The organism is Nonomuraea sp. B208 (assembly GCF_057536035.1).
The window spans coordinates 37,068-63,435 of the sequence record NZ_BAAJOU010000002.1 but is presented as its reverse complement, the minus strand read 5'-3'; the positions used below and the strand labels follow the sequence as shown (position 1 = coordinate 63,435).

General features: G+C 74.5%; 19 protein-coding genes. 8 read left to right on the top strand and 11 right to left on the bottom strand.

Annotation, left to right across the window (positions count from 1 at the left end; all coding sequences use genetic code 11):
- The first annotated feature begins 42 nt into the window (after window positions 1-42).
- On the top strand, window positions 43-1,929 hold the full coding sequence (locus AC27IY_RS00725) for a serine/threonine protein kinase (RefSeq protein WP_487176757.1): 1,887 nt from the start codon (window positions 43-45) through the stop codon (window positions 1,927-1,929).
- Here the strand turns inward: AC27IY_RS00725 and scpA are convergent.
- From scpA to AC27IY_RS00700, 5 genes are all read right to left on the bottom strand, one after another.
- The gene (gene scpA / locus AC27IY_RS00720) at window positions 1,907-4,060 is read right to left on the bottom strand and encodes a methylmalonyl-CoA mutase (protein WP_487176756.1); all 2,154 of its coding nucleotides are present in this window, start codon (window positions 4,058-4,060) and stop codon (window positions 1,907-1,909) included. The genes AC27IY_RS00725 and scpA overlap by 23 nt on opposite strands.
- Complete coding sequence (locus tag AC27IY_RS00715; RefSeq protein WP_487176755.1) at window positions 4,057-5,769, bottom strand: methylmalonyl-CoA mutase subunit beta; 1,713 nt, start codon at window positions 5,767-5,769, stop codon at window positions 4,057-4,059. Before AC27IY_RS00715 ends, scpA begins: the two co-directional genes overlap by 4 nt.
- 60 nt (window positions 5,770-5,829) lie before the next feature.
- A complete protein-coding gene (locus tag AC27IY_RS00710; RefSeq protein ID WP_364445174.1) occupies window positions 5,830-6,606 on the bottom strand; it encodes a peptidoglycan recognition protein family protein in 777 nt (258 codons plus the stop codon).
- A 79-nt stretch (window positions 6,607-6,685) separates the two neighbouring features.
- Entirely contained in the window at window positions 6,686-7,624 is a 939-nt protein-coding gene (mtnA, locus tag AC27IY_RS00705) for an S-methyl-5-thioribose-1-phosphate isomerase (protein WP_423447750.1), read from the bottom strand.
- A 42-nt stretch (window positions 7,625-7,666) separates the two neighbouring features.
- A complete protein-coding gene (locus AC27IY_RS00700; protein WP_487176754.1) occupies window positions 7,667-9,535 on the bottom strand; it encodes a CASTOR/POLLUX-related putative ion channel in 1,869 nt (622 codons plus the stop codon).
- A gap of 95 nt (window positions 9,536-9,630) precedes the next feature.
- On the opposite strand from AC27IY_RS00700, the gene AC27IY_RS00695 reads away from it, so the two are divergent.
- Both AC27IY_RS00695 and AC27IY_RS00690 read left to right on the top strand, forming a co-directional pair.
- Window positions 9,631-11,073 (top strand): serine/threonine-protein kinase, encoded by a 1,443-nt coding sequence (locus tag AC27IY_RS00695; RefSeq protein ID WP_487176753.1) that lies wholly within the window; start codon window positions 9,631-9,633, stop codon window positions 11,071-11,073.
- Between the two features lie 59 nt (window positions 11,074-11,132).
- A complete protein-coding gene (locus AC27IY_RS00690; protein ID WP_091075230.1) occupies window positions 11,133-12,242 on the top strand; it encodes a DUF5925 domain-containing protein in 1,110 nt (369 codons plus the stop codon).
- 15 nt (window positions 12,243-12,257) lie between these two features.
- On the opposite strand, the gene AC27IY_RS00685 is transcribed toward AC27IY_RS00690, so the two are convergent.
- Window positions 12,258-14,921, bottom strand: coding sequence for a hypothetical protein (locus AC27IY_RS00685; protein WP_487176752.1), 2,664 nt, complete (start codon window positions 14,919-14,921; stop codon window positions 12,258-12,260).
- Between the two features lie 310 nt (window positions 14,922-15,231).
- Entirely contained in the window at window positions 15,232-16,596 is a 1,365-nt protein-coding gene (locus tag AC27IY_RS00680; RefSeq protein WP_487176751.1) for an SWIM zinc finger family protein, read from the bottom strand.
- Between the two features lie 120 nt (window positions 16,597-16,716).
- On the opposite strand from AC27IY_RS00680, the gene AC27IY_RS00675 reads away from it, so the two are divergent.
- From AC27IY_RS00675 to AC27IY_RS00660, 4 genes are all read left to right on the top strand, one after another.
- Window positions 16,717-17,778, top strand: a complete 1,062-nt coding sequence (locus tag AC27IY_RS00675) for a C39 family peptidase (RefSeq protein WP_487176750.1) — start codon at window positions 16,717-16,719, stop codon at window positions 17,776-17,778.
- Between the two features lie 4 nt (window positions 17,779-17,782).
- Complete coding sequence (locus tag AC27IY_RS00670) at window positions 17,783-19,645, top strand: S9 family peptidase (protein WP_487176749.1); 1,863 nt, start codon at window positions 17,783-17,785, stop codon at window positions 19,643-19,645.
- Entirely contained in the window at window positions 19,642-20,910 is a 1,269-nt protein-coding gene (locus AC27IY_RS00665) for a M20/M25/M40 family metallo-hydrolase (RefSeq protein WP_487176748.1), read from the top strand. The genes AC27IY_RS00670 and AC27IY_RS00665 overlap by 4 nt, the downstream gene beginning before the upstream one ends.
- A gap of 104 nt (window positions 20,911-21,014) precedes the next feature.
- Complete coding sequence (locus AC27IY_RS00660) at window positions 21,015-21,614, top strand: TIGR03086 family metal-binding protein (protein ID WP_487176747.1); 600 nt, start codon at window positions 21,015-21,017, stop codon at window positions 21,612-21,614.
- Here the strand turns inward: AC27IY_RS00660 and AC27IY_RS00655 are convergent.
- The 3 genes from AC27IY_RS00655 to AC27IY_RS00645 all read right to left on the bottom strand — a co-directional run bounded on the left by AC27IY_RS00655 (window position 21,611) and on the right by AC27IY_RS00645 (window position 23,932).
- Window positions 21,611-22,354 (bottom strand): DUF427 domain-containing protein, encoded by a 744-nt coding sequence (locus AC27IY_RS00655; protein ID WP_423447768.1) that lies wholly within the window; start codon window positions 22,352-22,354, stop codon window positions 21,611-21,613. The genes AC27IY_RS00660 and AC27IY_RS00655 overlap by 4 nt on opposite strands.
- Window positions 22,355-22,405: 51 nt before the next feature.
- On the bottom strand, window positions 22,406-22,990 hold the full coding sequence (locus tag AC27IY_RS00650; protein ID WP_423471979.1) for a hypothetical protein: 585 nt from the start codon (window positions 22,988-22,990) through the stop codon (window positions 22,406-22,408).
- A gap of 78 nt (window positions 22,991-23,068) precedes the next feature.
- A complete protein-coding gene (locus AC27IY_RS00645) occupies window positions 23,069-23,932 on the bottom strand; it encodes a DUF72 domain-containing protein (protein WP_487176746.1) in 864 nt (287 codons plus the stop codon).
- A 44-nt stretch (window positions 23,933-23,976) separates the two neighbouring features.
- Between AC27IY_RS00645 and AC27IY_RS00640 the strand changes: the two genes are divergently transcribed.
- The gene (locus AC27IY_RS00640) at window positions 23,977-24,834 is read left to right on the top strand and encodes an NAD(+)/NADH kinase (protein ID WP_344205729.1); all 858 of its coding nucleotides are present in this window, start codon (window positions 23,977-23,979) and stop codon (window positions 24,832-24,834) included.
- Between the two features lie 18 nt (window positions 24,835-24,852).
- Here the strand turns inward: AC27IY_RS00640 and AC27IY_RS00635 are convergent, their stop codons facing one another.
- Window positions 24,853-26,322 carry a YibE/F family protein gene (locus tag AC27IY_RS00635; RefSeq protein WP_487176745.1) on the bottom strand — a complete coding sequence of 490 codons (1,470 nt, stop codon included), beginning with the start codon at window positions 26,320-26,322 and terminating at the stop codon, window positions 24,853-24,855.
- Window positions 26,323-26,368 lie beyond the last annotated feature (46 nt).

The window sequence follows — 26,368 nt, the reverse complement described above, 5'->3', positions numbered from 1 at the left end:
GCTGGGGTTCCGGTCTCAGCCGTCACAGGAGTCACTCCCCTCATGCCCAACGTCGAACCGCTGCGCGCGGGCGACCCGGCTGCCGCCGGACCCTATCGGCTCGTCGGGCGGCTCGGCTCGGGCGGGCGCGGCGCCGGCTACCTCGGCCGGGCGCGCGACGGCAGGCCCGTCGCGGTCAAGCTGCTGCCCGAGGTCCTGGCCGACCGGGAGCGGCTGGTCAGGGAGCTGACCGTGGCGCGGCGGATGGAGCCGTCCTGCCTGGCGCGGGTGCTCGACGCGGCGACCGGCGAGCGGCCGTACGTGGTGCGCGAGTACGTGGACGGGCCCACCCTGGAGCAGGCCGCGCCCGCCCCGGCGGGCGAGCTGCCCCGGCTCGCCGTCGCGGTGGCGACCGGGCTGAACGCCCTGCACCAGGCGGGCATCGCGCATCTGGCGCTCAAGCCGGCCAACGTGCTGCTGAGGCCTGGTGGGGCGCTGGTGGCGGACTACGGGATCGCGGGGGCGTACGGGGAGGTGGTGCGCGGGGCCGGGACGGCGATGGCGGGCGGCGCCGGGGCGCCCGCTTATCTGGCGCCCGAGCAGGTCGCGGGACTCTCGGGCGGCGCGCCCGCCGACGTGTTCGCCTGGGCTGCGGTGGTCGGGTTCGCCGCCACCGGGGTGCCACCTTTCGGGGACGGTCCCCCGGCCGAGGTCGCCGAGCGGGTGCTGCGCGACGAGCCGCAGCTGGACGCACTCCCCGCCCCCTTGCGTGAGGTGGTGACCGCCTGCCTGGCCAAGGACCCGGCGGCCCGCCCGACCATGCGCGAGGTACTCCTGCACCTCATCGGCACCGCCGCCCCCACACCGGACGACGACTTCGCCACCCCAGCCGCCACCCAGGAGTTCCGCCCCCCGAGCCTCCCCCTCCGAGCGCCCCACGCCTCTCCCCGGGACCGGCACCTGCCACATCCGGACCCACAGCTCCCGCGCCCGGACACTCACGCCTCGCGCCCGGACCCGCATCTTTTGCATCCGGCCCCGCAGCACCCGCTCCCGGACCAGCGCATCCCCCATCCGGATCCACAGCTCTCTCGCCAGGACCCGGCGGCCCGGCTCCGGGGCCCGCAGCTCCCGGACCTGGGCCCACAGGCGCCGCTCCGGGACTCGCAGCTCCCGCATCCGGACCCACAGGCTCCGCTCCCGGACCCGCACATCCCGCGTCCGGGGCTGCACGTTCCGCCCCCGGAGTCGAATCTGTCGTCGCCGGAGGCGCAGGCGCGGGATACCGGGACGCTCCTGGTGCGTCCCTTCGCGGCCTCCGCGCAGCCCGGTCAGGGGCGGGCGACCGCTCCCCCACCTGACTGGACGGCGTTCCATCGCTTCGAGCAGCCGCGGGTCGAGGAGGGGCAGCGGTCGGCGTTCGTGGACGTCCTCGTCACCGGCGACGCGCCGGCCACCCCCACGAGCAGGGGAAGGCGGGTCAGGATGGCGCTCATCACGACCGTCTCGGGCGTCCTCGTGCCGGTCCTGGCCGCCGCGATCGTCTGGCTCACCCCCACCGAGCCCCCGCGCCCCGAGCCTCCCGCCGCCCCGCCCGAAAGCAGCCGCGCCGCCGAGCCGAGCCCCGCCCGGCTCCAGGTCACCCGCCTGCGCCCGCACGGCACCGGCAACGACGGCTGCTGGACCCCCGGCGAGGTCACCGTACGGGCCCTGGCCGCCCGCACCGGCGGCCCGCTGACCATCCGCTACGCATGGCTGATCGACGGCGCGCCCGCGGGCGCGACCGCCTCCACGCTCATCCCCGGGAACGGCCAGCGCTACCTGACCTCACCGCGGGCCCTGACGGCGGACCCGCCTCCGGAGGGCGCCACCCGCCGCGTCACGCTGCGCATCACGTCCCCGGTCGTCGTCCAGCGGTCGGTCACGCTCACGCTGTGCGCCGCCGGCTGAGCTGGTCGAGCAGGCCGAGCGCGGCGTCGGCGATCACCGTGCCGGGCGGGAAGATCGCGGACGCGCCCGCGGCACGCAGCTCGTCGTGGTCGCCGGGCGGGATGACGCCGCCGACCACGATCATGATGTCGCCGGCGTCGAGCCCGGCCAGCGCCTCGCGCAGCGCGGGCACCAGCGTCAGGTGCCCGGCGGCCAGCGAGGACACGCCGACCACGTGCACGTCGGCCTCCACGGCCTGCCGCGCGACCTCCTCCGGCGTCTGGAACAGCGGGCCGACGTCCACGTCGAAACCGAGGTCGGCGAAGGCCGTCGCGATCACCTTCTGGCCGCGGTCGTGCCCGTCCTGGCCCATCTTGGCGACCAGGATGCGCGGCCGGCGCCCCTCGGCCCGCTCGAACTCGGCGCAGGCGCGGCGCGCGCGCTCGATGTTCTCGGCGGGGCCCGATTCGTCGCGATACACGCCTGAGATGGTACGGACCCGCTCGGCGTGCCGCCCGAACACCCGCTCCAGGGCCTCGGAGATCTCCCCCACCGTGGCCTTGGCGCGGGCGGCGTCCACGGACAGCTTGAGCAGGTTGTGCTCCAGCCCCGCCTGCGGGTTCCCGGCGGCCGCGGTGAGCGCGTCGAGTGCGCGCCGCACCTCGTCGGCGTCCCGCTCGGCCCGCAGCCGAGCCAGCTTCTCCAGTTGCCGGCCGCGAACCGCGCTGTTGTCCACCTTGAGCACGTCGATGACCTGGTCGTCGCCGGTCCGGTACTTGTTGACGCCGATGACCGGCTGCCGCCCGGAGTCGATGCGGGCCTGGGCGCGGGCGGCGGCCTCCTCGATCCGCAGCTTCGGCAGCCCGGCCTCGATGGCCCTGGCCATGCCGCCGGCCGCCTCGACCTCCTCGATGTGCTGCCACGCCCGCTCGGCGAGGTCGTGGGTGAGCCGTTCGACGTAGTAGGAGCCGCCCCACGGGTCGATGACGCGGGTGGTGCCCGACTCCTGCTGGAGCAGGAGCTGGGTGTTGCGGGCGATCCGCGCGGAGAAGTCGCTGGGCAGCGCCAGTGCCTCGTCCAGGGCGTTGGTGTGCAGCGACTGGGTGTGGCCCTGGGTGGCGGCCATCGCCTCGACGCACGTACGGGCCACGTTGTTGAACACGTCCTGTGCGGTGAGCGACCAGCCGGAGGTCTGGCTGTGCGTACGCAGGCTCAGCGACTTGGGGTCCTTGGCGCCCATGTCCCTGACGATGCGGCTCCACAGCAGCCGGGCCGCGCGGAGCTTGGCGACCTCCATGAAGAAGTTCATGCCGATGCACCAGAAGAATGACAACCGCGGCGCGAACCGGTCGACGTCCATCCCGGCCGCGACCCCGGCCCGCAGGTACTCCAGGCCGTCGGCCAGCGTGTAGGCCAGCTCCAGGTCACAGGTGGCCCCGGCCTCCTGGATGTGGTAGCCGGAGATGCTGATCGAGTTGAACTTCGGCATCTTCTCGCTGGTGTAGGCGAAGATGTCGGAGATGATGCGCATCGAGGGGGCCGGCGGATAGATGTAGGTGTTGCGGACCATGAACTCCTTGAGGATGTCGTTCTGGATGGTCCCCGTGAGCTGCTCCGGCTTCACCCCCTGCTCCTCGGCCGCCACGATGTAGAGGGCGAGGACGGGCAGGACGGCGCCGTTCATGGTCATCGACACCGACATGCGGTCCAGCGGGATGCCGTCGAAGAGCTGGCGCATGTCGTAGATGGAGTCGATGGCGACCCCGGCCATGCCGACGTCGCCCGCCACGCGCGGGTGGTCGGAGTCGTAGCCGCGGTGGGTGGCCAGGTCGAACGCGACCGACAGCCCCTTCTGCCCGGCGGCCAGGTTGCGCCGGTAGAAGGCGTTGGAGTCCTCAGCGGTGGAGAAGCCCGCGTACTGGCGGACGGTCCACGGCTGGTTGACGTACATGGTCGGGTACGGCCCGCGCAGGTACGGCGCCGCGCCGGGATAGGTGCGCAGGAAGTCGAGCCCGTCGAGGTCGTCCGCCGTGTAGAGGGGCTTGACCGCGATGCCCTCCGGCGTCTCCCAGACCTCGCCGTCCGGCTCGGGCCGCCGTCCCGGCTCCTTGGCCAGGCCGTTGAGCGGTACGCCGGAGAAGTCCGGGATCATCGGGTCACCCCCAGGTCGTCATAGGTGGTGCGCAGCACGTGCAGCGCGTCGCAGCCGGCGTGCACGGTGCCGTCCACGCCGTCGTACACGCCCTGGCCCGCGAGCCACACCCGCCTGGCCCCCGCCCGCCTGAGCGCGGCGGCCACGGGGGCGGCGTGCTCGGCGTACAGCCGGTCGCTGGAGCACAGGCAGGCGACGCGGGCGCCGCTGACCGCGAAGGCGGTGGCGATCTGCTCGGGGTCGGCGCCCGGCCCGGCGGTCTCGGTCGCGAAGCCGCCGGCCTGGAACAGGTTGGCGGCGAACGCGGCCCGCGCCGTGTGGGCGGCGACGGGCCCGATCGTGGCGAGGAACACCTTGGGCCGCTCCGGCCGCGACTCGGCGAGGTCGCGCAGCGCCTCGAACTCCTCGGCGTAGCGCGGCGTGGCGATGCCGTTCCCGCTCCTGCTCATGGGCCGCTCCCCGAGGTCGGGGTACTCGCTGACGCCGGTGATCGGGAAGCGGCGGCGGGCGACGTCGGCGGCGCGCCGCTCGCGGGTGGCGGCCACGCGGGCGGCGATCAGCTCCTCGGCCGCGTCGGCGCCGCCGGCGGCCTCGATCTCCTGGAACCACGCCCACGCCCGCTCGGCCAGGTCGGCGGTGCGGCGCTCGACGTACCAGGAGCCGCCCGCGGGGTCGAGCACGCGGGCCAGGTGCGCCTCCTCCAGCAGCAGGGCCTGGGTGTTGCGGGCGAGGCGGCGGGAGAAGCCGTCCGGCAGGCCGAGCGCGGCGTCGAACGGCTGCACGGTGACGGCGTCGGCCCCGCCCACCCCGGCGGCGAAGCAGGCGACGGTGGTGCGCAACAGGTTCACGTACGGGTCGCGGACCGTCATCATGGCCGAGCTGGTGACCACGTGCTGCCGCTGGCCGCCGTGCCCGGGCGCGCCGCACACCTCGGCGACCCTGAACCACAGCCGCCGGGCGGCGCGCAGCTTGGCGATGGTGGCGAACTGGTCGTCGGTGGCGGCGTAGCGGAACTCGATCTGCCCCAGCGCCTGCTCGACGGAGAGCCCGGCCCCGGTGAGCTCGCGCAGCTCGGCCACGCCGCGCGCGATCGAGCAGCCCAGCTCGTCGGCGTCGCCGCCGCCCGCGTCGTGCCAGCGGGTGGCGTCCACGGTGACGGCCCGCAGGCCGGGGAACCCGGCGGCGCACCGCACCGCCAGCTCCGCTCCGGCCGCGCCGGAGCCCCCCAGGTTGCCGGAGACCGCGACGTCGCGCTCGGCGGCCAGCGCGAGCAGCGCCTCGGCGGCCTCGCGGGTGCGCGGGCCTGCCTCCAGCGCCACGGGGGCCAGGTCGAGCAGCACGTCCTTAAGCACGCCTGCCAGCGCCTCCGGCGGGATCGCGCCGTCGCCGACGACCAGCCACAGCGAGGTGACGCCGTTCTCCAGGTCGGCCAGCACCGCCTCGGGGTCGGGCGCGGCGTGCCGCTGCCGGACGTCCCAGCGGGGGACGGTGCGGGCGCCCCGCACGTACGGCGGCGCACCGGGCAACCCAGGGTCGCCGGGCAGGTCGTCCAGGTCGTAGAGGGGCGCGATCGTCAGCCCGTCGTAGGTGGGGGTGGACAGCGCCTCCTCGGGCGAGCCCGCCTCGATCCCGGACCTGCGCAGGACGGCCACCGCCAGCTCCCGCCAGTCGTCACGGGTCGTGGGCGTGAACCCCGCTGCGAGTTCCATGTCTCGGATAGTAGGCGGAACCGGTAGGAACCAGCACCCCAGGGGCCCCCGACACCCTGATCAGCTTTGCGGGGCCTCCCAGGTGAGCCGCCAGGTGAGCGGGCCGACCACGCCGTCGTCGGCGATGCCCTGCTGCCGCTGGAAGGCAAGGCAGGCGGCGCGCGAGGCCGGGCCGTAGGCGCCGTCGGCGTCGAGGTCGAAGCCGCGCTGCCGGATGCGGCCCTGCCAGGTGCGTACGTCGTCACCCCGCATGACCGGCGGGTACGACAGCAGCCGCCCGGGGAACGGCGGCGCGACCGGCCCGGACGGAGGCGGCTCCGCTCCGCCCGAGGGCCGGGGCGCGCCCCGCCGCACCCACGCGTACAAGGGCTCGCCGGGGCAGTCGGTGGAGTAGCCGTCGCGGTGCCCCTTGATCTCCTTGCCGGCGCCGCCGCGGGCGCGTACGTGCTCGACCGCGTCGAGGATGGCGTGCAGGATCAGGTCGGTGGGCTGCACGAGCCCGGTGTTGCCGACCAGGCCGAGCACGGCGTAGTGACCGGCGTTGAGCCCGGGGCCGTTGGCGGCGGGCAGGTGGTGCAGGCCGCGCCCCTCGAACACCTTGCGGTGCGGGCAGGCCACGAAGGAGTAGCCGATGTCGACCCAGCCGTTGCCGTCCATGTGGTGGGTCTGGATGGAGCGCACCAGGGCCGCGCACGCGCCGTGGTCGCTCACGATGCCGGGATCGACCCTGCCGCCGGTGTAGTGGACCTTCACGCCTTTGGCGGAGTCGAGCTGTGAGTAGTCTCCGCGGGGGGCGCGGGCGTTCCAGTCGCGCCGTGACACCAGGTCGATGGCCAAGACGAACTCCGAGACTAGTGCGGGGAATACTGAGCGTAACAAGGGATACGCGGACAGGTCCCGGAGTTGGCTGATTTGCCTAGGGCCGGATCACCCGGCTCTCCGTCACGATGGCGGTGATGAGGTCGTGCGGGGTGACGTCGAAGGCGGGGTTGATCGCGTCGGTGCCCTCCGGTGCGACCCGCACGCCCCTGACCGAGACGATCTCGCCGGGGCCGCGGTCCTCGATCTCGATGTGCTCGCCGGTCGGGGTGCCGGGGTCGATGGTGGACTCGGGCGCGACGACGTAGAACGGGACGCCGGCGCGTTCGGCGCCGAGCGCGAGGGCGTACGAGCCGATCTTGTTGGCGGTGTCGCCGTTGGCGGCGATGCGGTCGGCGCCGATGAGCACGGCGTCCACCCCGCCCCTGGCCAGCAGGTAGGGCCCCGCCGAGTCGGCGACGAGGCGGTGCGGCGCGCCCATCCCGGCCAGCTCCCAGGTGGTGAGCCTGGCCCCCTGCAGCAGCGGCCGGGTCTCCAGCGCGAGGACCTCGGCCAGCCGGCCCCGCTCGTGCAGCGTACGGACGACGCCGAGCGCGGTGCCGTGCTCGACGGCGGCGAGCGCGCCGGTGTTGCACACGGTCATGATCCGCAGCCGGTCGCCCTCCAGCAGGTCGGCGCCGCGCTCCCCCATGGCCCGGCAGGCGGCGATGTCGTCGTCGCGCAGGCGCAGCGCGGCGGCGAGCACGGCCTCCCTGCCCTCGGCGAGGCGGGCGGCCGCGCGGTCGACGCCCCAGGCGAGGTTGACGGCGGTGGGACGGGCGGCGCGCAGCCGGGCGATCAGCTCCGGGTCGCCGTCGGCGAGCACGACGCCGAGCGCGCCGGCCACACCGAGGGCGGGCGCGCCGCGCACGGCTAGCCGGCGGATCGCGTCGACGAGCTCGTCCACGGTGTGGACGCGTAACGTCACGCACTGGTCGGGAAGCAGCGTCTGGTCGATCAGCTCGATCGCGCCGTCCACCCAGTCGATGGTCCTCACGCCAGAAACGTTAACGGGTCGGGGGCCTTCAGGGATTCGGCCCTAGTGTTCGGCGAGGACGATGACGGCGTCGCCCTCGGCGAAGACGATCGGGTCGGACTTGCCCGGGTTGAGGACGATCCCGTAGTGCGGCGGGTCGTCGCGGCCCGCGCAGGCGCGGTAGCCGATGGCGGACTCGCCGCGACGCCGCGCGGCCTCGATCACCGTGGAGAACGTCACCTCCGTCCCGGTCCTGACGTACGAGGAGGCGGGGCGGGGATAGATCTCCGAGCCGTGTGAGTCGAAGAGGCAGCCGAACACCTCGGCGAGGTGGCGGTTCTCGGCGAGCTGGGCCAGGAGCAGGCCGATGACCGTGTCGCTGATGACGATGTCGTCGGCCTCGGTGACCTCGGCGAGGGCGCGGTTGTTCTCGTCGTGCATCTCGCTGACGATCGAGTAGTGCTCGCCGAGCGCGCTCTGCATGTCCCGGAGCTGCAGCAGGGTCATGAGCGTGCGCGTGTCCGCGTGATGCGGGTCGAACCGGTCGTCGGACAGGACGATGACGTGCTGGAACAGGCCGACGCCGAGCGACTCCAGCGCGAAGCGGTCGGTGGTGTCGCAGTCCTTGACGTTGACGGTGAGGTTGCGCAGCCCGGTCAGCCCGGCGCCGGCCCTCGGGTCGCCGGCGGCGATCTCCAGGACCGAGCCGGGCGCCACGTAGGCGTCGAGGAGGCGGACGATCCGCTCGGCGCGGCCGTTCCAGTTGAGCAGCAGCGTGCGCTCGGGCGCGGGGGCCGGCCTCCCGGCGGGAGCGGCAATGGCGGACTCGTCCACGGACGGGCCGGCGGCGGCGAGACGTACGTGGGAGTCGTCGGCCGCGATGACGATGACCTGGTCGTCCGCGCCGATCACGGTGTCGCCGGGCGGGTTGAGCACGACGCCGGACGGGCGGCGCAGGCCGATCACGCAGGCGGTCTGGTAGGCGTGCAGCGCCTCCCCGTAGGTGACGCCGACGAGCTTCTTCGGGGTGCGCAGGTAGATCTCGCCGCCGTCGAAGTTCAGCAGGTCCATGCAGACCACGGACAGGCCGGACTGGCGGGAGGACTGCACGATGAGCCGGGCGGCGGTGTCGTCGGAGTCGACGAGGTGCACGTCGGGGCCGCCGGCCAGCCGGGCGGCGGCGAGGTTGCGGCCGGAGGTGAGCGCGGCGACCACCGGCGGGTGCGCGCCCTCGCGCTTGGCCAGCGCGAGCAGGATCTTGATGACGTGCGCGTCCGGGTCCTCGCCCTCGGGCGAGAGCACGACGACGCTCCGCGCGGCGGCGAGGTTCATGAGCGCGAGGTCGTGCGGCTCGGTGGGCTTGCCGGTGCGGCAGACCAGCCGGGTACGCCCGAGGTCGCCGAGGTGCTCGCGAAGGTCCTCCTCCATGTCCAGCTTGTCGCGGTCGGCGAGGATCGCGACGGCCGACCGCTTCTGGCTGGCGTGCGCCTTGACCAGCTCGCCCACGATCGTGAACACCTGGTCCGACCAGCCGAGCACCACCGTGTGGCCGGACTCCACGATCCGCGAGCGCCCCCTGCGCAGGCGGTCCACCTTCTGCTTCAGCCCGTTGGACAGCAGGCCGACGAGCATGCTGACGATGAACAGGCCGCCGAGCGAGCCGGCGAACATCACCGCCAGGTACGCGGCCGAGCCCTTGTCGCTCGCCACCTTGCTCGGGGTGAGCGCGTGCATGAGCGTGATCCATAAGACCTCGCCCACACGGCCCGTGCCGTCCGGTTCGCCCGGCGCCAGCCACAGTGCGAACCCGGTCACCGTCACGATGAGCGCCACCGACACGACGGCCAGCCACCCGATCAGCGAGGCGGTGCCTTTGGACATCGTGTTGTCGAACCAGTACCGCAGGCGCTCACGGACCGTGACCCTGGACATTTCCCCGTTACCTCCGTGTAAGGAGCTGTTTGACACGGGGCAACAAGGTACCTGGCGATCTTTCCCGACGCAGGAGGACCGGTAACGTATCCGCCATGGTGCACCCCCTCGCCCCGGACGACCCGGAATCGCTGGGCGGATACCGCCTGGCCGGGCGGCTCGGCGAGGGCGGGCAGGGCGTGGTCTACCTCGCGCATCCGGCCGGGGGCGGCGACCCGGTCGCGGTCAAGCTGCTGAGCGCGGGCGACCGGGAGACGCGGGCCCGGCTGGCCCGCGAGCTCGACGCGCTGGAGGGCATCGCCTCCTTCTGCACGGCGCGGGTCCTCGACGCCTCCGTTGACGGGCCTCGGCCGTACGTGGTGAGCGAGTACGTGGACGGCCCCTCGCTGGCCGAGCGGGTGCGCGAACGCGGGCCGCTGCGCGGCGGCGAGCTCGAACGGCTGATCGTCGGCACCGCCACCGCCCTGGCCGCCATCCACGCGGCGGGGATCGTGCACCGCGACTTCAAGCCCGGCAACGTCCTGCTGGGGCCGGACGGGCCGCGCGTGGTGGACTTCGGCATCGCGCGGGCGGAGGGCTCGGCGACGCTCACGTCCGGGATCATCGGGACGCCCGCCTACCTCGCGCCCGAACAGATCAACGGCACGCCCGCGTCGGCGGCCTCGGACGTGTTCGCGTGGGCGGCGTCGATGGTGTACGCGGGGACGGGGGTGAGCCCGTTCGGGGCCGACACCGTGCCGGCGGTGCTGCACCGGGTGCTGCACGCCGAGCCCGATCTGTCGGCGTTACCGGAGCGGTTGCGGGAGCTGCTGGCCGCCTGCCTGTCGAAGGACCCGGGACGGCGTCCCACAGCACAACAGCTGATGGTCGCCCTCGTCGCCCCCGGTCCCTCCCACTCCCCGGCCCCTGCCGTCGCTCAGCCCCCGGCTTCTTCCGACGCGCCCGTGGGGGCGTCTCCGCGTCCGCAGGCCGACACGGTGCCGGGCCGTTCCCGGCCCCGGGGGCTGGTCATGGGCGCGGTGGGCGTGGCGGCGGTCCTGGCGGCGTCCGCCGTCGTCGCCGTCGTCCTGCTGAACCGGCCTCCCGACCGCCTCACCGACACCGGCCGTTCCCCGTCGGCCGCCCCGCCCGCCACCACTTCCCCCGCCACCCCGGGCTCCGGCAGCGGCACCAGCGCCCCCTCCCGCCCCGCCGCCGGCCTGAAGATCCCGGCCGCCTTCGCGGGCGACTGGTCCGGCCACACCACCAGCACCAACCCGCTGGACGGCGACGGCGCCGACAACGAGGTACGCATGAAGAAGGGCGAGTCCATCGCCGAATGGCGCGAGGACAACAACGGCGGCAAGTGCAAGGGCATGATCACCCTCACTCAGGTCGAGGACACCCGGCTCACCTTCTCCCTCGGCGCGAACGAGGGCGGCTGCATCGCCGGCACCATCTGGCTCGACCTGCGCTCCGACGGCACGCTCGGCTACACCTGGCGCGACGAGCCGGGCCTCGGCCTCGTCACGCAGACCGGTTCGCTCAGCAAGAACTAACCAGATCGGCAGGCAAAAACCTTCGACATTTGAGCCCGGCTGACTAGATCATGGACGCTATGTCTGTGATTAAGGAGGTGCCGTTCCCCAGCCCGGAGTCTTCGGAGCTTCCGATGAACATCTGGATCGACGACGCCGACTCCGCCATCGACGTGATCGACGCCCTGGCGCTGTCGCCGTTCGCGACGGGCGCCCAGCCGTGGTCCCGGCTGGCGAACCTGGAGCGCGTGCGTTCCGATGCGCCGCTCGCCCCCAAGGGCGGCCGGGTGCTGCGTACGGCGCGGGTCGAGGACGGCACGGAGTCGCGGCTCATCTGCGGCGACGGCTGGACGCTGCGCGTGGTGCGCCACCGCAACCGCACGGCCACGGTCAGCGTCACGGCGATCGACGAGGAGCTGGCCAAGTCGGTGCTGCGCGAGAGCATCGAGGGCGCCGAGGAGGCCGTGCCCGAGGCCGACCATGTCGACATGGGCTTCTGGTGGCGGGGCACGCACGGGGGCACGCGTTCGGAGAAGCCGATCACCGCCCAGCCCTGGCCGGAGATCAGCCAGAACTACTCCGGCAAGGTGCGTCCCGCCCTTGACCGGCTGATGTCGATCACCCCGGCCGACGTCAACGGCCGGCTCATCCTGCTGCACGGCCAGCCCGGCACCGGCAAGACCACGCTGCTGCGCACGCTCGCCAAGCAGTGGCGCGAGTGGTGCCAGGTCGACTGCGTGCTCGACCCGGAGCGCCTGTTCAACGAGCCCGGCTACCTCATGGAGGTGGCGGTCGGCTACGACACCGACGAGGACGCGCAGCGCTGGCGGCTGCTCGTCCTGGAGGACTGCGACGAGCTGATCAGCTCGGGCGCGAAGGCGCAGGCGGGTCAGGGCCTGTCGCGGCTGCTCAACCTGACCGACGGCCTGCTCGGCCAGGGCCGGGACGTGCTGGTGGCCATCACCACCAACGAGGACCTCGCCCGGCTCCACCCGGCCGTCGTCCGTCCGGGCCGGTGCCTGACCCAGCTGGAGGTCGGGCCGCTGAGCAGGGACGAGGCCGTCGCCTGGCTCGGCAGGTCCGACGGCGTGGGCCCGTCGGGGGCGACCCTGGCGGAGCTGTACGCGCTGCGCGCCGGCCGCGAGTTCACCCCCGCCCAGGGCGACGAGTCCACCGGCCTCTACCTCTGAGCTCCGGCACACCGCTCACGTCAGATGGGTGTGGAGCCGCCGCGCCTCGCGTACGAAGTTGTTCGACGCCCGGCGCGCGGCGGCCTCCGCCACGCGCGGCACCGCCCCGCGCGCCCCGGCCCACCGCGCCGCGCGCAGGGCGAACGTGAGCACCTGCGCGTGCCGCGCGGCCGGCCGCTCCTCCGGCCCCGGCAGGAACGTCTCCAGCAACCCGGTCACGACCTCCCACACCTGCCGGTACGCGCCCAGCGCCGCCGCGGCCTCCAGCGTCTCCAGCGCCGGGCCCGGCTTGCACCAGCCCCGGCGCAGCAGCCGGCCGAGCTGGCGCCCGAGCCCGGCCCCGTCCAGCGCGCCCCGCGCCGCCAGCTCCACCACCGGCCCGGCCCGCCGCTCCGGGGCGCCGTCCCGTACCCGGTCCGCGACGACGTGGGCCAGCACGAGCGCGACGCCCTCCCCCGGCGGCCCGCCGGCCGCCGCGAGCGCCAGCGCCTCACCCGGCCCGACGCGCTCGCGAGCGCGCAGGTGGGGCAGGTAGTGCTGCGCGACCACCTCCCGGTCCGACGGCATGACGTACGGCCACCACGACAGGCAGCCGCCGTGCTCCTCGCCCGGATACGGCCCGGGGGCTGTGAACAGCAGGTCGATCAGCGGCAGCCCGGTGGCGGCGGCTTGGACGCGCGGCACGAGAGCCCCCGACCCCTCGTCCGGCCAGTCGATCGTGGTCAACGGCTCGGGGCGGGCGCTGTCCATCCAGTGGGCCGCCGTACGTCCTGCCGCTGAGGTGAGCACGCGGGCCCTGGCCACCACCTGGGGCGGTACGGCACGGGGCAACCGGAGCAGCGCCTGCTGCAGGTCGGCGGGCATGGCCTGAACGCCCGCGCGCTCGTACGACTCCAGCCGGGCGACCAGCTCGGCGGGATCGAGGTGGCCGGTCGGCTCGGTGGGCTCGGCCAGCAGGAACGGCGGCAACGCCCCCTCACGCAGCCCGTCCCGCACCTCGGCCCAGCGGCGCAGCAGGAACAGGTGGGGCGCGGGCAAACGGGACCTCCCGGCGAGTGAGCTCACGCCCCCGTCCAGGGATTCCCCGGAAAGCCCCTGCGAGGGGCCTTCCGGCCGGTCCACGAGCTGGTCCACGGGCGGGGCCGCAGGCCAATCAGCAGGCCCGCCCGTAAGGCGTTCCACGGACGCGCCCGCAAGCCGATCCACGGGCGGGGCCGCAGGCCGGTCGGTTGGCCCCTCCGCTGTGAGGGCGGCGATCGCCTCCGAGTACGCCTCGATTTCGTGCCGAGGGCCGCCGGTTCCGGCCCTCCGGGTGGTGCGTCCGGCCAGGGCCGTTGCGAGGCCGCCGGGGTCTTCGCCGTGGAGCCGTACGACGGCCGCCAGCCACCGTTCCATGGCCTGCCAGTCGTCCCGATGAGGGAGATCCGCGAGGTCGGCGGCGGTTCGGGGCGCGGGCGGCAGTGGCGCGAGGGGCCGGGGGGCGGGTAGCGGGACGGGGACGAAAGCGTCGTGCTCGCGCCGCACCCCCGCGTGCGCGTCGCCGCCGAACGCCGCCGCCAGGGTCTCCGCGAGGTCCCGGGGCAGCACCCTGGCTCCGGCCCGTACGGCTGCGACGCCCTCGGGCCCGAACTGCCCGGCGTGCGTGACCGCGAGCCGCACCGCCCGCCCTTGCACGTCGGCCGACGGGCAGCGGAAGGCGTCCGCCAGCGCGGGCGCGAACGCGTCCAGCCCGGCGTGCCGGTCGCGCGCGTACTCGTCGAGCCAGGCGAGCCCGGCCGTCACCAGCCGGCGTTCCGTGCGGGGCAGCAGCGCCCGCACCGCCTCCCCCACGTCCTCCGGCCCCAGCTCGGCGAGCCGCCGCAGGTGGCGCAGCGCCAGGTCGGCGACCGAGCCCGGCGCGGCGGGAAGCAGGCGCAGGTAGGCGGGGGCGCGCTCGCGCACCTCGTCGTACGTGGGCTCCAATCGCTCGTGCAGGCGGGCGAAGAAGCGCAGGCCGACCACGGGGCCGCCGCGCAGGAACCGGCGTACGCAGCCGTCGAGCAGCAGCTCACGGTCGATGGCCCCCTCGCCGGCCAGTGTCGTGAGCGCGTCGAGCCAGGCGCCGGAACGGTCACCGCTTTCGTCGCGCAGCGCCCTGCCGACGCCCTCCGCCTCGAACAGCCGGGGCAGCAGGTGGCCGAGCAGCGGGTCGCGGCTCAGCCCGTCGGCGGTGGGCGGCCGCGCGGCCCACTCGACCACGAGGGGGTCGTGCTCAGGTGGGGTGACGCCGGTGTGGCGCAGCATGGCCAGCGCGAGGGCGCCCGCGTCACCGGAGCGGCGGTGGCTGCCACGGGTGCGGCCGGGGAGCCTGAGCGCGGCGCGGGTGGCGAAGTCGGCCTGCCAGGCGGGCGGGCGGGCCGACAGGACGCGTACCAGGATGGGGGTGGCGTCGGGGGCCTCGTGGCGGCGGTCCTGGAAGTCGCGGCGGTTGAGCCAGGCGACGGTGGCGGCGGCGCCGGAGATGGTGCCCGCGCCGGCGACGCGCATGGGGTCGATCCATGCTTCGTCGCCGGGTGCGGCGCTGCCCCGTACGACGGGGAGATGCGCCGGCAGTGCGGCGGCCACCGCCTTGCGTCCTGCCGCGTCCAGGCTCAGGACGTGGTCGGCGACAAGCTTCGGATCCCCACTGTCGATCGCCACCACCGCCCCCGCCCACGCCCCTTTCCGGGCAAGGTCCCCAGGAAAAGAGGGGGCCGGGGTGACGGGACTCGGGGCAGGAGCCTCATCAGGCCCCTCCGCCCGGGCAAGGTCCCCGGAGAGAGAAGGGCCCGGAGTGGGATGCCCGGGGGCGGGGCTCGGAGCAGGATCCCCATCCGCCCGAGCGACGTTCCCAGGAGGAGGAGCGGGAGCCTGGGAGCTCCCTCAGGCCCATCCGCCTCCCCACCCACCCGGACGAGGTCCCCAGGGGAAGAGGGGGCCGGGGGCCGGGTGGGTGGGGAGTGGGTGGGGGTCATGGGGTGGCCTCGGACGGGGTCGGCTCGGGCAGGGTGGTGGGCAGGGTGGCGGGGCGGGCGGCGATGCGGGCGGCGAGGACGTGCTTGCAGGGGCCGCGCGACCCCCGGTGGTCCCACCACCAGGTGCAGGTGCACTCGCCCGACTCGATGCGCACCCGGCGCACGCCGCCGTCGGTGGTGACCTCGGCCGCGTCGGCGCCCATGAGGCGCACCGCGCCGGAGGCGACCAGCCGGCGGGCGGCGGTGAGGCGGGGGTTGAGCTGGGCGACCTGGTCGCGGTCGTACGGCAGCTCGCGGTGGAAGTGGGCGGCCTCGTGCAGGTCGTAACCGACGCGCCCGGCGACGCCGAGCTGGGTGAGCGCGGCGCGGACGCGTTCGACCGGCAGGCCGGAGCGGTCGGCGAGCAGGCCGAGCTCGACCGTCGGCTCGAAGTTGAGCAGCATGCCGACCAGGTCGGCGTCGCCGGCGGCCTCGTCGGTGGCGAGGTCGGACAGGACGGCGCCCTCGCCGGAGAAGCCGCGCCACGGCTCGGGCGAGACGGCGAGCGTGTAGCGCATGCCGGGCAGCTCCAGCTCCCAGGCGCCGGCGGTGGAGGAGCCGTCGGCGGGGCCGTACACGCGGAGTTTCTTGGCGAAGCGCAGCAGCGGCAGGAGGGTGGCGACGCGGCCGGTGCCGGACAGGCAGACGCCGCCGCGCGCGGGCCCGGAGGACAGGCGCAGGTCGCGCCCGGACGGGACGGCCCAGACGGTCGAGCGGGCGCCGCGCGGCAGGGAGCGCAGGAAGCGGACCGCCTGCGGCCCCGCCAGCTCGGCGCGCAGGTCGAACCCGGCGGCGATCACCTGCACCTCGGCGAAGCCGCGCAGCCACCGCTCGGGCAGCGGCACCTTCTTCTCGACCACGGCGCCGTCGAGGGTGGTGACGGTCAGCTCGTCGGGTCCGACGCCGAGGTGGAGCGGGTCGCGCCCGCCGACCCTGGCGAGGGATTCGCGCAGCGGGCCGTTGACGTCGACGTTGGTGGTGCCCCGGTCGAGGACGTCGCCGTCGAGCTCCAGCACGTCGAGGCGGGCGTAGACGCCGCCGCAGGCGGAGAACGACTCGAACCTGAGCCGGTCGCCGTCGCAGGTCACCACCGGGTCGCGGGTCCAGCCGGGGCGGGGCTGGTGGTAGCGGGTGAGCGCGACGTCGGCGACGGCCAGCAGCCCGGCGGCGGCCGGGGCGGCGTGGGTGAGCAGGCCGCTGAAGAAGCGGGGGTGCGCCTGCGGGCCGGACAGCGCGGTGCCGCCGGAGGTCGAGAGGCCGAGCCTGCCGTCGGTGAGGGTGGAGTGGCCCGCGTAGGAGTAGGCCTGTACGGCTTGAGTCATGGCCCGCACATTAGAGATCAACACCGACACAATTCCGCCGCCGGGAAGCCGCCGGGGAACGCCCCCGCCCAGGCCGGTACGTAAACCATCCGATGTGCGGCATCCGGGGACGAAACCACAATGTGCCTGGTGCTCACCGTCGATCTCGCCCGCGTCTCCTTCGCCCGCTTCGCCGTGCCCCCGGCAACGGGCGAGCCCGCGGGCGACGTGTGGACCGGCGAGGAACGCGAGATCGGCTTCCCCGCCACCCAGCTCGTCCCCTCCTGGACCGCGCGCACCCCGCCGGGCGCCTGGATCGAGATCGCGCTCCGGGCCAGGGTCCCGTCGGGAGCGCTCACCAAGTGGTACGTGATGGGCCGCTGGTCCGAGCAGGGCGCCCCCCGCACGTCGGTGCCCGGCCAGGGCGACGAGGACGGCGACGTGGCGGTGGACACGTTCGTGGCGCGCCGGCCGGTGACCGCCTACCAGGTGCGGATCGTCCGGCACGGGCCCGCGCGGGTGACCGGGCTGGGCGTGATGGCCTCGGCCGTGCCGCGCCGGCCGGTCACGCCGAGCGCGCCGCTCGCCGCCGAGCCGGTGGAGCTGGCGGTCCCCCGGCACTGGCAGCACGCGCACGCCGGCCACCATCCGCGCTTCGACGGCGGCGGCGCGAACTGGTGCGGCCCGGCGTCGGTGGCCATGGTGCTCGGCTATTGGGGACGCGGCCCCGGCCCGGAGGAGCTGGCGTGGGTGGGGGCGGACGATCCTGCCCCGGCCGTGGACCACGCGGCCTTGGGCGCCTACGACGAGAGCTACCAGGGCACCGGCAACTGGCCGTTCAACGTGGCCTACGCGGGCCGTTACGGGCTGGCCGGGTTCGTGACGCGGCTGCGCTCGGCGGCGGAGCTGGAGCTGTTCGTCAGGGCCGGCATCCCGGTGATCACGTCGCAGTCGTTCAAGGCGCACGAGCTGCCCGGCTCCGGCTACTCCACGAACGGCCACATCCACGTCGTCACCGGCTTCACCGCGGCCGGCGACGTGATCGTGAACGACCCGGCCGTGCCCGACGGCGAGGTGCGGCGGGTGTATCCGCGGGCCGCGTTCGAGAACGTGTGGCTGCGGGGCTCGGGCAGCGGCGGCATCGCGTACGTGCTGCACCCGCCCGAGCAGTCCCTTCCCTACAGTAGTGATGGCAATTGGTGAGTTCATGAGTATTCGACCGATCGACGTGGCCCGTACCGACGGCGGCCCCCAGTGGGTGGAGGCGGTGGCCACGCCCGCCGGCGTCGAGGTGTGGTGGGACGAGCCGCGTCCCCACGAGGGCGGCCGCCGGTGCGTGGTGCGCAGGCTGCCGGACGGCACGCGTACGGACGCGCTGCCGCCCGGCTGGAACGCCCGCAACCGGGTGGTCGAGTACGGCGGCCGCTCCTGGCGCCCGCTGCCCGGCGGCGGCCTGGTCTTCACGAACTGGGCCGACCAGCGCCTCTACCGCCGCGACGGCGGGGCCGAGCCGGTCCCGCTCACCCCGGAGGGCCCCGCCAGGTACGCCGACCTGTACCTGCCGCCGGGCCGCGACGAGGTGTGGGCGGTGCGCGAGGTGGACGACGTCCGCGACCTGGTGGCGGTGCCGCTGGCGGGCGGCGAGGTCCGGGTGGTCGCGAAGGCCCAGCACTTCCTCATGAACCCCCGCCTGTCGCCGGACGGCCGGCACGTCTGCTGGATCGGCTGGGACCACCCGAACATGCCGTGGGACGGCACCGAGCTGTGCGTGGCCCCGCTCGGCGCGGACGGCACGGCGGGCCAGCACCGCGTGGTGGCGGGCGGCCCGAGCGAGTCTGTCGCCCAGGCGGAGTGGCGCGACGGGGCGAGCCTGTACGCGGTGACCGACCCCACCGGCTGGTGGAACATCCACCTCGTGCCCCTCGACGGCTCCCCCTCGGTCAACCTCACGCCGATGGAGTCGGAGTTCGGCGCGGCCACGTGGAAGCCGGGCATGTCGTTCTTCGCCGTCGCGGCGGACGGGCGGCTGGCGGCCCTGTACGGCACGGCCGACCACCGCAGGCTCGGCGTGCTCGACCCGGGGAGCGGCGAGCTGCGCGAGATCGGCGGGGAGGCGACGTACTGGGCCTCGACCGTGTCGGTGGCGGACCGGCGGGTGGCGGGGGTGTCGGCGACGCCGTACACGCCGTTGGAGGTCGTGCTGCTCGACCTGGACGGCGGCGCGCCCGAGGTCGTCTCGGCGCCCAAGCCGCTGCCGGACCGGGCGCTGCTGCCCGCCCCGGAGGCGGTGACGGTCGAGGGCGTGCACGCGCACCTCTACCCGCCGTCCGGGGCGCCCGCGGGGCCGGCCCCGTACGTGATCTTCGTGCACGGCGGCCCCACCGGACACATGCCGATCGTGCTCGACCTGGAGATCGCCTACTTCACCAGCCGCGGCATCGGCGTCGCCGTCGTCAACTACGGCGGCTCGACCGGCTACGGCCGCGCCTACCGGGAGCGGCTGCGCCACCAGTGGGGCGTGGTGGACGTGCAGGACTGCGCGGTGGTGGCGCGCGGCCTGGTCGAGCTGGGCCGCGCCGACGCCGCCAGGCTGGCGATCCGCGGCGGCAGCGCGGGCGGCTGGACGACGGTCGCCGCGCTGGTGCACAGCGACGTGTTCGCGGGCGGCGTCGCCCACTACGCGATCACCGACCCGGAGAGCTGGGCGGCCGAGACGCACGACTTCGAGTCCCGCTACCTGGACGGCCTGGTGGGCCCGCTGCCGGAGACCCGGCAGCGCTACACCGAGCGCTCCCCGCTGCTCAACGCCGCCCGCGCCTCGGGCCCGTGCCTGATGCTGCACGGCCTGGAGGACGCCATCGTGGACGTGAGCCAGGCCGAGCGCTTCACCGCCGAGCTGGACCGGCACGGCAAGGAGTGGGCCCTGCTGACCTTCCCCGGCGAGCAGCACGGCTGGCGCAGAGAGGAGACCATCGTCGCGACGCTGGAGGCCGAGCTGGCCTTCTACGGGCTGATCTTCGGCATGGAGACGCCCGAGGTGCCGCCGCTGACCCTGAAGGGACGAGCGTGAAGAGCGTCGCCGAGATCTGCTCGGATCTGATCAGGTTCGACACCACCAATCCGGGATCGGGGGAACGCCCCGCGGCCGAGTACACCGCCACCCTGCTGGCCGACGCCGGTCTGGAGCCGGTCGTGTTCGAGGCGGCGCCGAAGCGGACCACGGTCGTCGCGAGGATCGCCGGCGACTCGCCGGACGCGCTGCTCGTCCACGGCCACCTGGACGTGGTGCCGGCCGACCCGGCCGAGTGGCGGATGCACCCGTTCTCGGGCGAGATCGTGGACGGCTGCGTGTACGGGCGCGGCGCGGTCGACATGAAGGGCTCGTGCGCGATGACCCTCGCGGCCGTGCTCGGCATGGCGGCGCGCGGCGCGCGGCCCCGGCGGGACCTGGTGCTCGGGTTCCTCGCCGACGAGGAGGCGACCGGCGACCACGGCTCGCGGCACGCGGTCACCGAGCACCGCGAGCTGTTCGACGGGGTGAGCGAGGCGATCAGCGAGTCCGGCGGGTTCAGCGTGGCCTCCGGCGGGCACCGGGTGTACCCGATCGCGGTGGGCGAGCGCGGCACCGCCTGGATGAAGCTGACCGCGCACGGCGTGGCCGGCCACGGCTCGCGCCCGCCGGTGGACAACCCGGTCGCCACGCTGGTGCACGCCCTGTCCCGCGTCGCCTCGCACCGCTGGCCGGTACGGCTGACGCCGTCGGTGGCGGCGCTGCTGAAGGAGCTCGGGGAGGTCACCGGCCGGCCCGTGGACCTGGACCGGCTGGACGAGGAGGCCGCCCGGCTCGGCCCGCTCGGCAGCCTGTTCAAGAGCCAGATCCGCAACTCGGCCAACCCGACCATGCTGGACGCCGGCTACAAGGTGAACGTCGTCCCCTCGACGGCGGAGGCGCACGTGGACGGGCGTTACCTGCCGGGGCTGCGCGAGGAGTTCCTGGAGACGATCGACGAGCTGCTCGGGGCGAAGGTCACCCGCGAGTTCGTCAACCTGGAGGACGCGCCGGACGCGCCGTACCCGTCGGCGTTCTTCGACGAGCTGGCCGGGGCGCTGACGGCGGAGGACCCGCTCGCGCGGCCGGTGCCGTACGTGATGGCGGGCGGGACGGACGCCAAGTCGTTCGCCAGGATCGGCATCAAGGGCTACGGTTTCGCGCCGCTCATGCTCCGGCCCGACCTGGACTACTTCGGTATGTTCCACGGCAAGGACGAGCGGGTGCCGGTGGAGGGGCTGGAGTTCGGCGTCCGCGTCCTCACCCGGCTTCTGACGAACGACTGATCAGGCGTCCGGGGCGGCGGCGAACCGTCGCCCCGGACGAAGAAACAGTGGAACAAAGCATTCCGTTCTGATAGAGTGGAGTCACCACGAAAGGGGACTCACACATGAGCGGCATCACCAGCGGCTGGGACGTTCTGGACGAGGCACACGAGGCGCTGCGCACGGCGGTCGCCGCCGTCCCCGCCGGCGGCTGGGACCTTCCCACGCCCTGCGCGGACTGGAACGTCACCGCCGTCCTGCAGCACGCGGCCGGCGACCAGCTCGGGTTCGCCGCCGCGCTCACCGGCGAGCCCGGCCCGGACTTCGACCCGTTCTCCCCCTCCGGCAAGCCGGAGCAGGACCCGGCGGCGTTCCTGGAGGCGGCGCTGACCCGCGCGGCCGCCGCCTGGGCGGCCGTCGACCACGACGCCGCCGAGGTGCCCACCCCGGTCCCGCCGCACCGGATGACGGCCTGGTCCGGCATGGCCGCGTGCGCGCTCGACGCCGCCGTGCACGCCTGGGACATCGCGGTGGCGGCCGGCGCGCCCTCGCCGCTCACGCCCGGTCTGGCCCGGCCGCTCATGCGGGTGGCCCGCGAGATCGTCGAGCCGCTGCGCGCGTGGGGCGCGTACGCCGCCGCCCTGGCCCCTGAGCAGGGCGACGACGACGTGGCCGCGCTGCTGCGCTACCTCGGCCGCGACCCCGAATGGCGGCCGGCCGCCTAGGAGAACTTCGTCCTCGGCCGCTCCTGGAGCTCGCCGTCCACGTAGATGTCGAGCTTCTCGTTGTAGAACGCGATCAGCCCGGCGATCCGCTCGCTCTCCGGCAGCGGCGTCCGGTAGGACCAGGCCAGGTCCCGCTGCCCGTTGACGGACCAGTATTCGGCCGTCCCCTTGTAGGGGCAGTGGGTCACCGTGTCGGTGTGCTCCAGCAGGTCGAGCCGGACGTCCGTCTTCGGCAGGTAGTAGCGGGCGGGCAGCCCGGTCTCGAAGAGGACGCGGGCGCCACGCGAGTCGGCCACGGTCACGCCGTCCACCTCCACCCGCACGTGGCGGGAGGTGGGCAGGATGTCCACCCGTGTGTACGGGTCGCGCGGGTGGACGTAGACCTCCTCGTCCTCCTCGAACCAGGCGTCCATCGCGTCCCACTCGAACCTGACGTGCCCGCGGATCTCCTCCAGCGGCGAGTCCGGGTAGGTCAGCGCCGCGTCGGGCGCCTCGGCGGCGCCGCTCGTCACGGTGTGCACGACGCCCTCGCCGCGCGACGGCGAGCGCTTCGTGGCGCCGGTCGCCTTCAGCGCCGACTCGTCGACGTCGGCGAGCGGGAAGTAGTAGGTCGGATAGTACGGGACCTCCCACACGAGGAGGGCGGCGGTGGTGTCGGCCACCGCCCGCCCGCCCAGGTAGGCCCTGACACGCTTGGCCGTGCGCTCGACGCGCACCCGGCCGCGAGCTGCGGTATCCATGAACGCGGCAACCCCGCCGCGAGCCCGCCTATTCCGGCGGTCAGAGGGCGGTCACAGCCCGAAGGCGGTCAGGGTGGCCCAGGTCGTCAGCGCGCCGACCGCCGTGCCCGCCGCGACCTGCGGCCACGTGTGGTGCGTCAGCCGCACCCGCGCCCAGCAGATCAGCGCCACCACCGCCGCCCCGGCGAGCAGCGTCGGCGCGGACGGCAGCACGTACGCCAGCACGACGACCGTCCCCGCCGACACGGCGGCATGGAAGGAGATCTTCCACCGAAGCGTGATCGGCACGGTCACGGCCAGCGCGACCAGCATCGCGGTCACGGTGGCCACGAGCAGCAGCGGCGCGCCCAGCAGGACGAGCAGCAGCAGCGCCACGAGCACCGCCGCCGCGGCCGCCATGAGCGGCCCGGCCCGCCGCGCCCGATCGACGATGTGGTGGGAGTCGAGCCGCCCCGACCGCACCCCGGCCGCGATCACCGCCGCCGGGACGCCGCCGCACAGCGCCGAGGCCACCAGGCCCCACGCGGCCCCGCTCCAGCCCTGCGCGATGAGGCCGACGAGCGGCGGCATGAGGATCACCAGCACCTGGGGCGCCAGCAGGTCCGTCACCCGTCGCGCCAGCGAGTCGGCCGTCATGCCTGGAAAGGTTACGCGATCATGGGCCGCGGCCCATGATCGCGCCCGCCCGCCGCGTGTCTGAGCCGGGCGCCCGGCTCAGAAGAGGGTCAGGGGCTCGTCCTCGGCGGGCAGCGGCATCGGCTCGGGCAGCGGCTCCAGCTCGGGCAGGCGGGCGCGTACCTCGTCGTGGAAGCGCCGGGCGAGCTCCAGGGCGTCGGCGTTGTCAGGGGTGTGCACGAACACCGTCGGCGAGCGGCCCTCGCGCAGCCACGCCGTGACCGTGTCCAGCCACGGCCGCCAGCCCTCCACCGTGCGCTCGGTGGCGTCGCGGCCGAGGTAGCGGACGATCGGATGCCCGGTCAGCGCGCGCGTCCTGCGCGGCATCCTGGGCTTCTTGGTCCACGCGTCGCGCTCGGCGTCGCTGGTCGGCGGCGCGGCGAACAGCGCCGTCGTGTCGAACGGCACCCACTCGGCCCCGGCCGCGTCCAGCACCCGCTCCAGCGACCGCTCGGCGCGGGCGTCGGCGAAGAACGCCGGGTGCCGCACCTCGACGGCGCACCGGTAGGAGCGCGGCACCCGGCGCAGGAACGCCGCCAGCGCCCCCAGGTCGCCGGGCCCGAACGAGCCGGGCACCTGCACCCAGAGCGCGTGCGTCCGCGACGCGATCGGCTCCATCGCCTCCAGGAACGCCCGCACCGGCTCGTCGGCGTCCACCAGCCGCCGCTCATGCGTGACCGGTTTGGGAAACTTCACCACGAACCGGAAGTCCGGCGGCGTCTGCCGCGCCCACGACTCCACGGTGTCGCGCGACGGGGTGGCGTAGAAGGTCGTGTTGCCCTCGACCGCGTTGCACCAGGTCGCGTACGCGCCCAGCCGCTCCCCCGCCGGCAGGTGGGGCGGCAGGAACCGCCCCGGCCACTTCGCGTGCGTCCACATCGCGCATCCCACATGAAGCCGCATGCCCTCGACCGTAGCGGAGGAGGGGCACCGCATAGGCTGGCCCTATGGGCATGGTCGGGACGGTCGGGCTGGTGTTGCATCCGGAGCGCGACTCGAAGAAGGCGATCGACACCATCCTGCGCTGGGCGGGGGCCAAGGACGCCACGGTGCTCGGCCTGCCCGAGGAGGTCGGGCGGATCGACTGCAGCGCCGTCGCGGTGGACGCCGACACGCTGGTCGAGCGGTCCGACCTGCTGGTGGGGCTCGGCGGCGACGGGACGATGCTGCGCACCATGCGGCTGCTGGCCGGGCGGCCGACGCCCATCCTGGGGGTCAACCTCGGGCGGCTCGGGTTCCTCGCGGAGATCGACGTCGACGAGCTGGCGGACACCCTGTCGGCCATCGACGGGCACCGCTACACGGTCGAGCCGCGGATGGCGATCAGAAGCCGGGTGGCGGACGCGCACGTGACCGCCTTCAACGACATCGCGCTCGTCCGCATCCCCGGCGAAGGGCTCGCGGGCGTGGCCGTCACCCCGTCGGGCAGCGACTTCGTCCGGTTCTCCGCCGACGCGGTGATCGTGGCGACCAGCACCGGGTCCACCGCCTACAGCTTCTCTGCGGGCGGGCCGATCGTCTCGCCGCGGGTGGAGGCGGTGCTGGTGGTGCCCGCGGCGGCGCACTCGTCGTTCAACCGGGCGCTGGTGCTGCCCGCGGACGAGGAGGTGACGCTGGAGGTGCTGCCCACCAGCGGGCGGCTCGCGGTCGAGGTGGACGGCAGGGTCGTCGGCCACCTGTGCCCCGGCGACTCGATCACGGTCAGCGCGTGGCCGGGGGCCGCCAAGGTGGTGCGGGTCGGCACCACCTTCTACGAGCGGGCCCGGCGCAAGCTGCGGGTGGACGGCAGCGCCGAGGCGTACTGACTTGACCCTTCGCGCCGGTCAGGCGCGGCGGCGGTGGCGGGAGCCGCGGCGTCCGGCGGGCGGCTGGGCGTGGGCGTCGCTCGCGCCGGACGACGGGTAGGCCGGGTGCGGGTCGGGGCGCAGCGCGGACGGGCCGCCGGGACGCTGCGGGGCCGGGGTGAAGAAGCCGCCCTCCGGCACCGGGGACTCACGGCGCTCGGCCTCGCCCGCCGCGACCACGTGCCCGTCGCCGCCCACCCGGCTGAAGAAGTCGTCGTCGTCGGCGTCGTCCCGGCGGCTGAAGAAGTCGTCGGGCTCGTCCTCGGCCGGCCCGGCCTGCTCGGGAGCGGAGCGGGCGCGGCGGGAGGCGGCGAACGCGGCCAGCGCCGTCGTGACGGGCACGGCCGAGATGAGGCCGAGCGTGCCCGCGATGCTGCGGACGATCTCCTGGGCGACCACCGGCGTCGTCAGCACCTCGCCCAGCGGCTGGGAGCCGATGCTGAACAGCAGCAGCAGCGGTAGCGACGCCCCCGCGTACGCCAGGATGATCGTGTTGATCACCGAGGCGATGTGCGCCCGCCCCACCCGGGAGGCGGCCCGGTAGAGGCGTACGAAGCCGTAGGAGGGGTTGGCCTGCGCCAGCTCGGTCACCGTGACCGCCTGGGTGACGGTGACGTCGTCGAGCACGCCGAGCGCGCCGATGATGATCCCGGCCAGCAGCAGGCCCCGCGTGTCGATGGGCAGGCTCATGCCGACGGTGACGGCGACGTCGTCGGTGGCGCCGTTGAGCTGGGCGAAAGCCAGCGCCGCGGATGACAGCCCGGCGGTGAGCGCCAGCGCGGCGAGCGTGCCGAGCACGGCCGTCGTGGTGGACGGCGAGAAGCCGTGCGTGAGGTAGAGCACGGTCAGCATGATCGCGGCCGCGCCGACGACGGCGACCAGGATGGGCGGCTTGCCCTCGATGATGCCGGGGATCACGAACGTCAGCAGCAGCACGAACGTCACCGCCAGCCCCGCCAGCGCGGTCACCCCGCGCCAGCGGCCGAAGGCGATCACCGCGAGCGCGAACGCCAGCCCGAACAGCAGCAGCGGCATGCCCCGGTCGTGGTCGGAGAGCTGGTAGCCGCCGTCGGGGGCGCGCAGCAGGATCACCGCGTCGCCCGCGGCGAAACGCTGCGATCCGGGCCCGCTGGGCAGGCGGAGCTCGACGTCCTTGCCGGTGTCGGGCCCCTCGCCGAGCTTGACGGTGGCCTTGCCGCAGGTGGCGGGGTCGGGCCTGGGGGCGCCTTCGCTCACGGCCGCGCAGGGCGTGAGCGTGACGGCGGTGACGGTGCCGCCGAGTCTCTGGGTGCCGGTCTCCGCCGGGGCCGCGGACTGGCCGCCCTCCGGCCAGAGCCAGATCAGTGCCGCCAGCGTGACGATCGCCAGCGGCACCAGAACCGCCAGACCGGCCATGAGCGTGCGCCGCGACAGGGGCGCGGCCGGGCCGTGAGCGTGATTGGCGCCCATCGCGTGTTGGTCCTCCTCGCCTGACGAATAGTGACAGTACTGCACG

Bases quoted from the DNA above. Each gene is read 5' to 3' on its own strand.
- AC27IY_RS00675 (WP_487176750.1), top strand. From the start codon at position 16,717: ATGTGCCTGGTGCTCACCGTCGATCTCGCCCGCGTCTCCTTCGCCCGC.
- AC27IY_RS00715 (WP_487176755.1), bottom strand. From the start codon at position 5,769: ATGGAACTCGCAGCGGGGTTCACGCCCACGACCCGTGACGACTGGCGG.
- AC27IY_RS00645 (WP_487176746.1), bottom strand. From the start codon at position 23,932: ATGCGGCTTCATGTGGGATGCGCGATGTGGACGCACGCGAAGTGGCCG.
- AC27IY_RS00650 (WP_423471979.1), bottom strand. From the start codon at position 22,990: ATGACGGCCGACTCGCTGGCGCGACGGGTGACGGACCTGCTGGCGCCC.
- AC27IY_RS00670 (WP_487176749.1), top strand. From the start codon at position 17,783: ATGAGTATTCGACCGATCGACGTGGCCCGTACCGACGGCGGCCCCCAG.
- scpA (WP_487176756.1), bottom strand. From the start codon at position 4,060: ATGATCCCGGACTTCTCCGGCGTACCGCTCAACGGCCTGGCCAAGGAG.
- AC27IY_RS00690 (WP_091075230.1), top strand. From the start codon at position 11,133: ATGTCTGTGATTAAGGAGGTGCCGTTCCCCAGCCCGGAGTCTTCGGAG.
- AC27IY_RS00655 (WP_423447768.1), bottom strand. From the start codon at position 22,354: ATGGATACCGCAGCTCGCGGCCGGGTGCGCGTCGAGCGCACGGCCAAG.
- AC27IY_RS00640 (WP_344205729.1), top strand. From the start codon at position 23,977: ATGGGCATGGTCGGGACGGTCGGGCTGGTGTTGCATCCGGAGCGCGAC.
- AC27IY_RS00695 (WP_487176753.1), top strand. From the start codon at position 9,631: ATGGTGCACCCCCTCGCCCCGGACGACCCGGAATCGCTGGGCGGATAC.
- AC27IY_RS00725 (WP_487176757.1), top strand. From the start codon at position 43: ATGCCCAACGTCGAACCGCTGCGCGCGGGCGACCCGGCTGCCGCCGGA.
- AC27IY_RS00700 (WP_487176754.1), bottom strand. From the start codon at position 9,535: ATGTCCAGGGTCACGGTCCGTGAGCGCCTGCGGTACTGGTTCGACAAC.
- AC27IY_RS00635 (WP_487176745.1), bottom strand. From the start codon at position 26,322: ATGGGCGCCAATCACGCTCACGGCCCGGCCGCGCCCCTGTCGCGGCGC.
- AC27IY_RS00680 (WP_487176751.1), bottom strand. From the start codon at position 16,596: ATGACTCAAGCCGTACAGGCCTACTCCTACGCGGGCCACTCCACCCTC.
- AC27IY_RS00660 (WP_487176747.1), top strand. From the start codon at position 21,015: ATGAGCGGCATCACCAGCGGCTGGGACGTTCTGGACGAGGCACACGAG.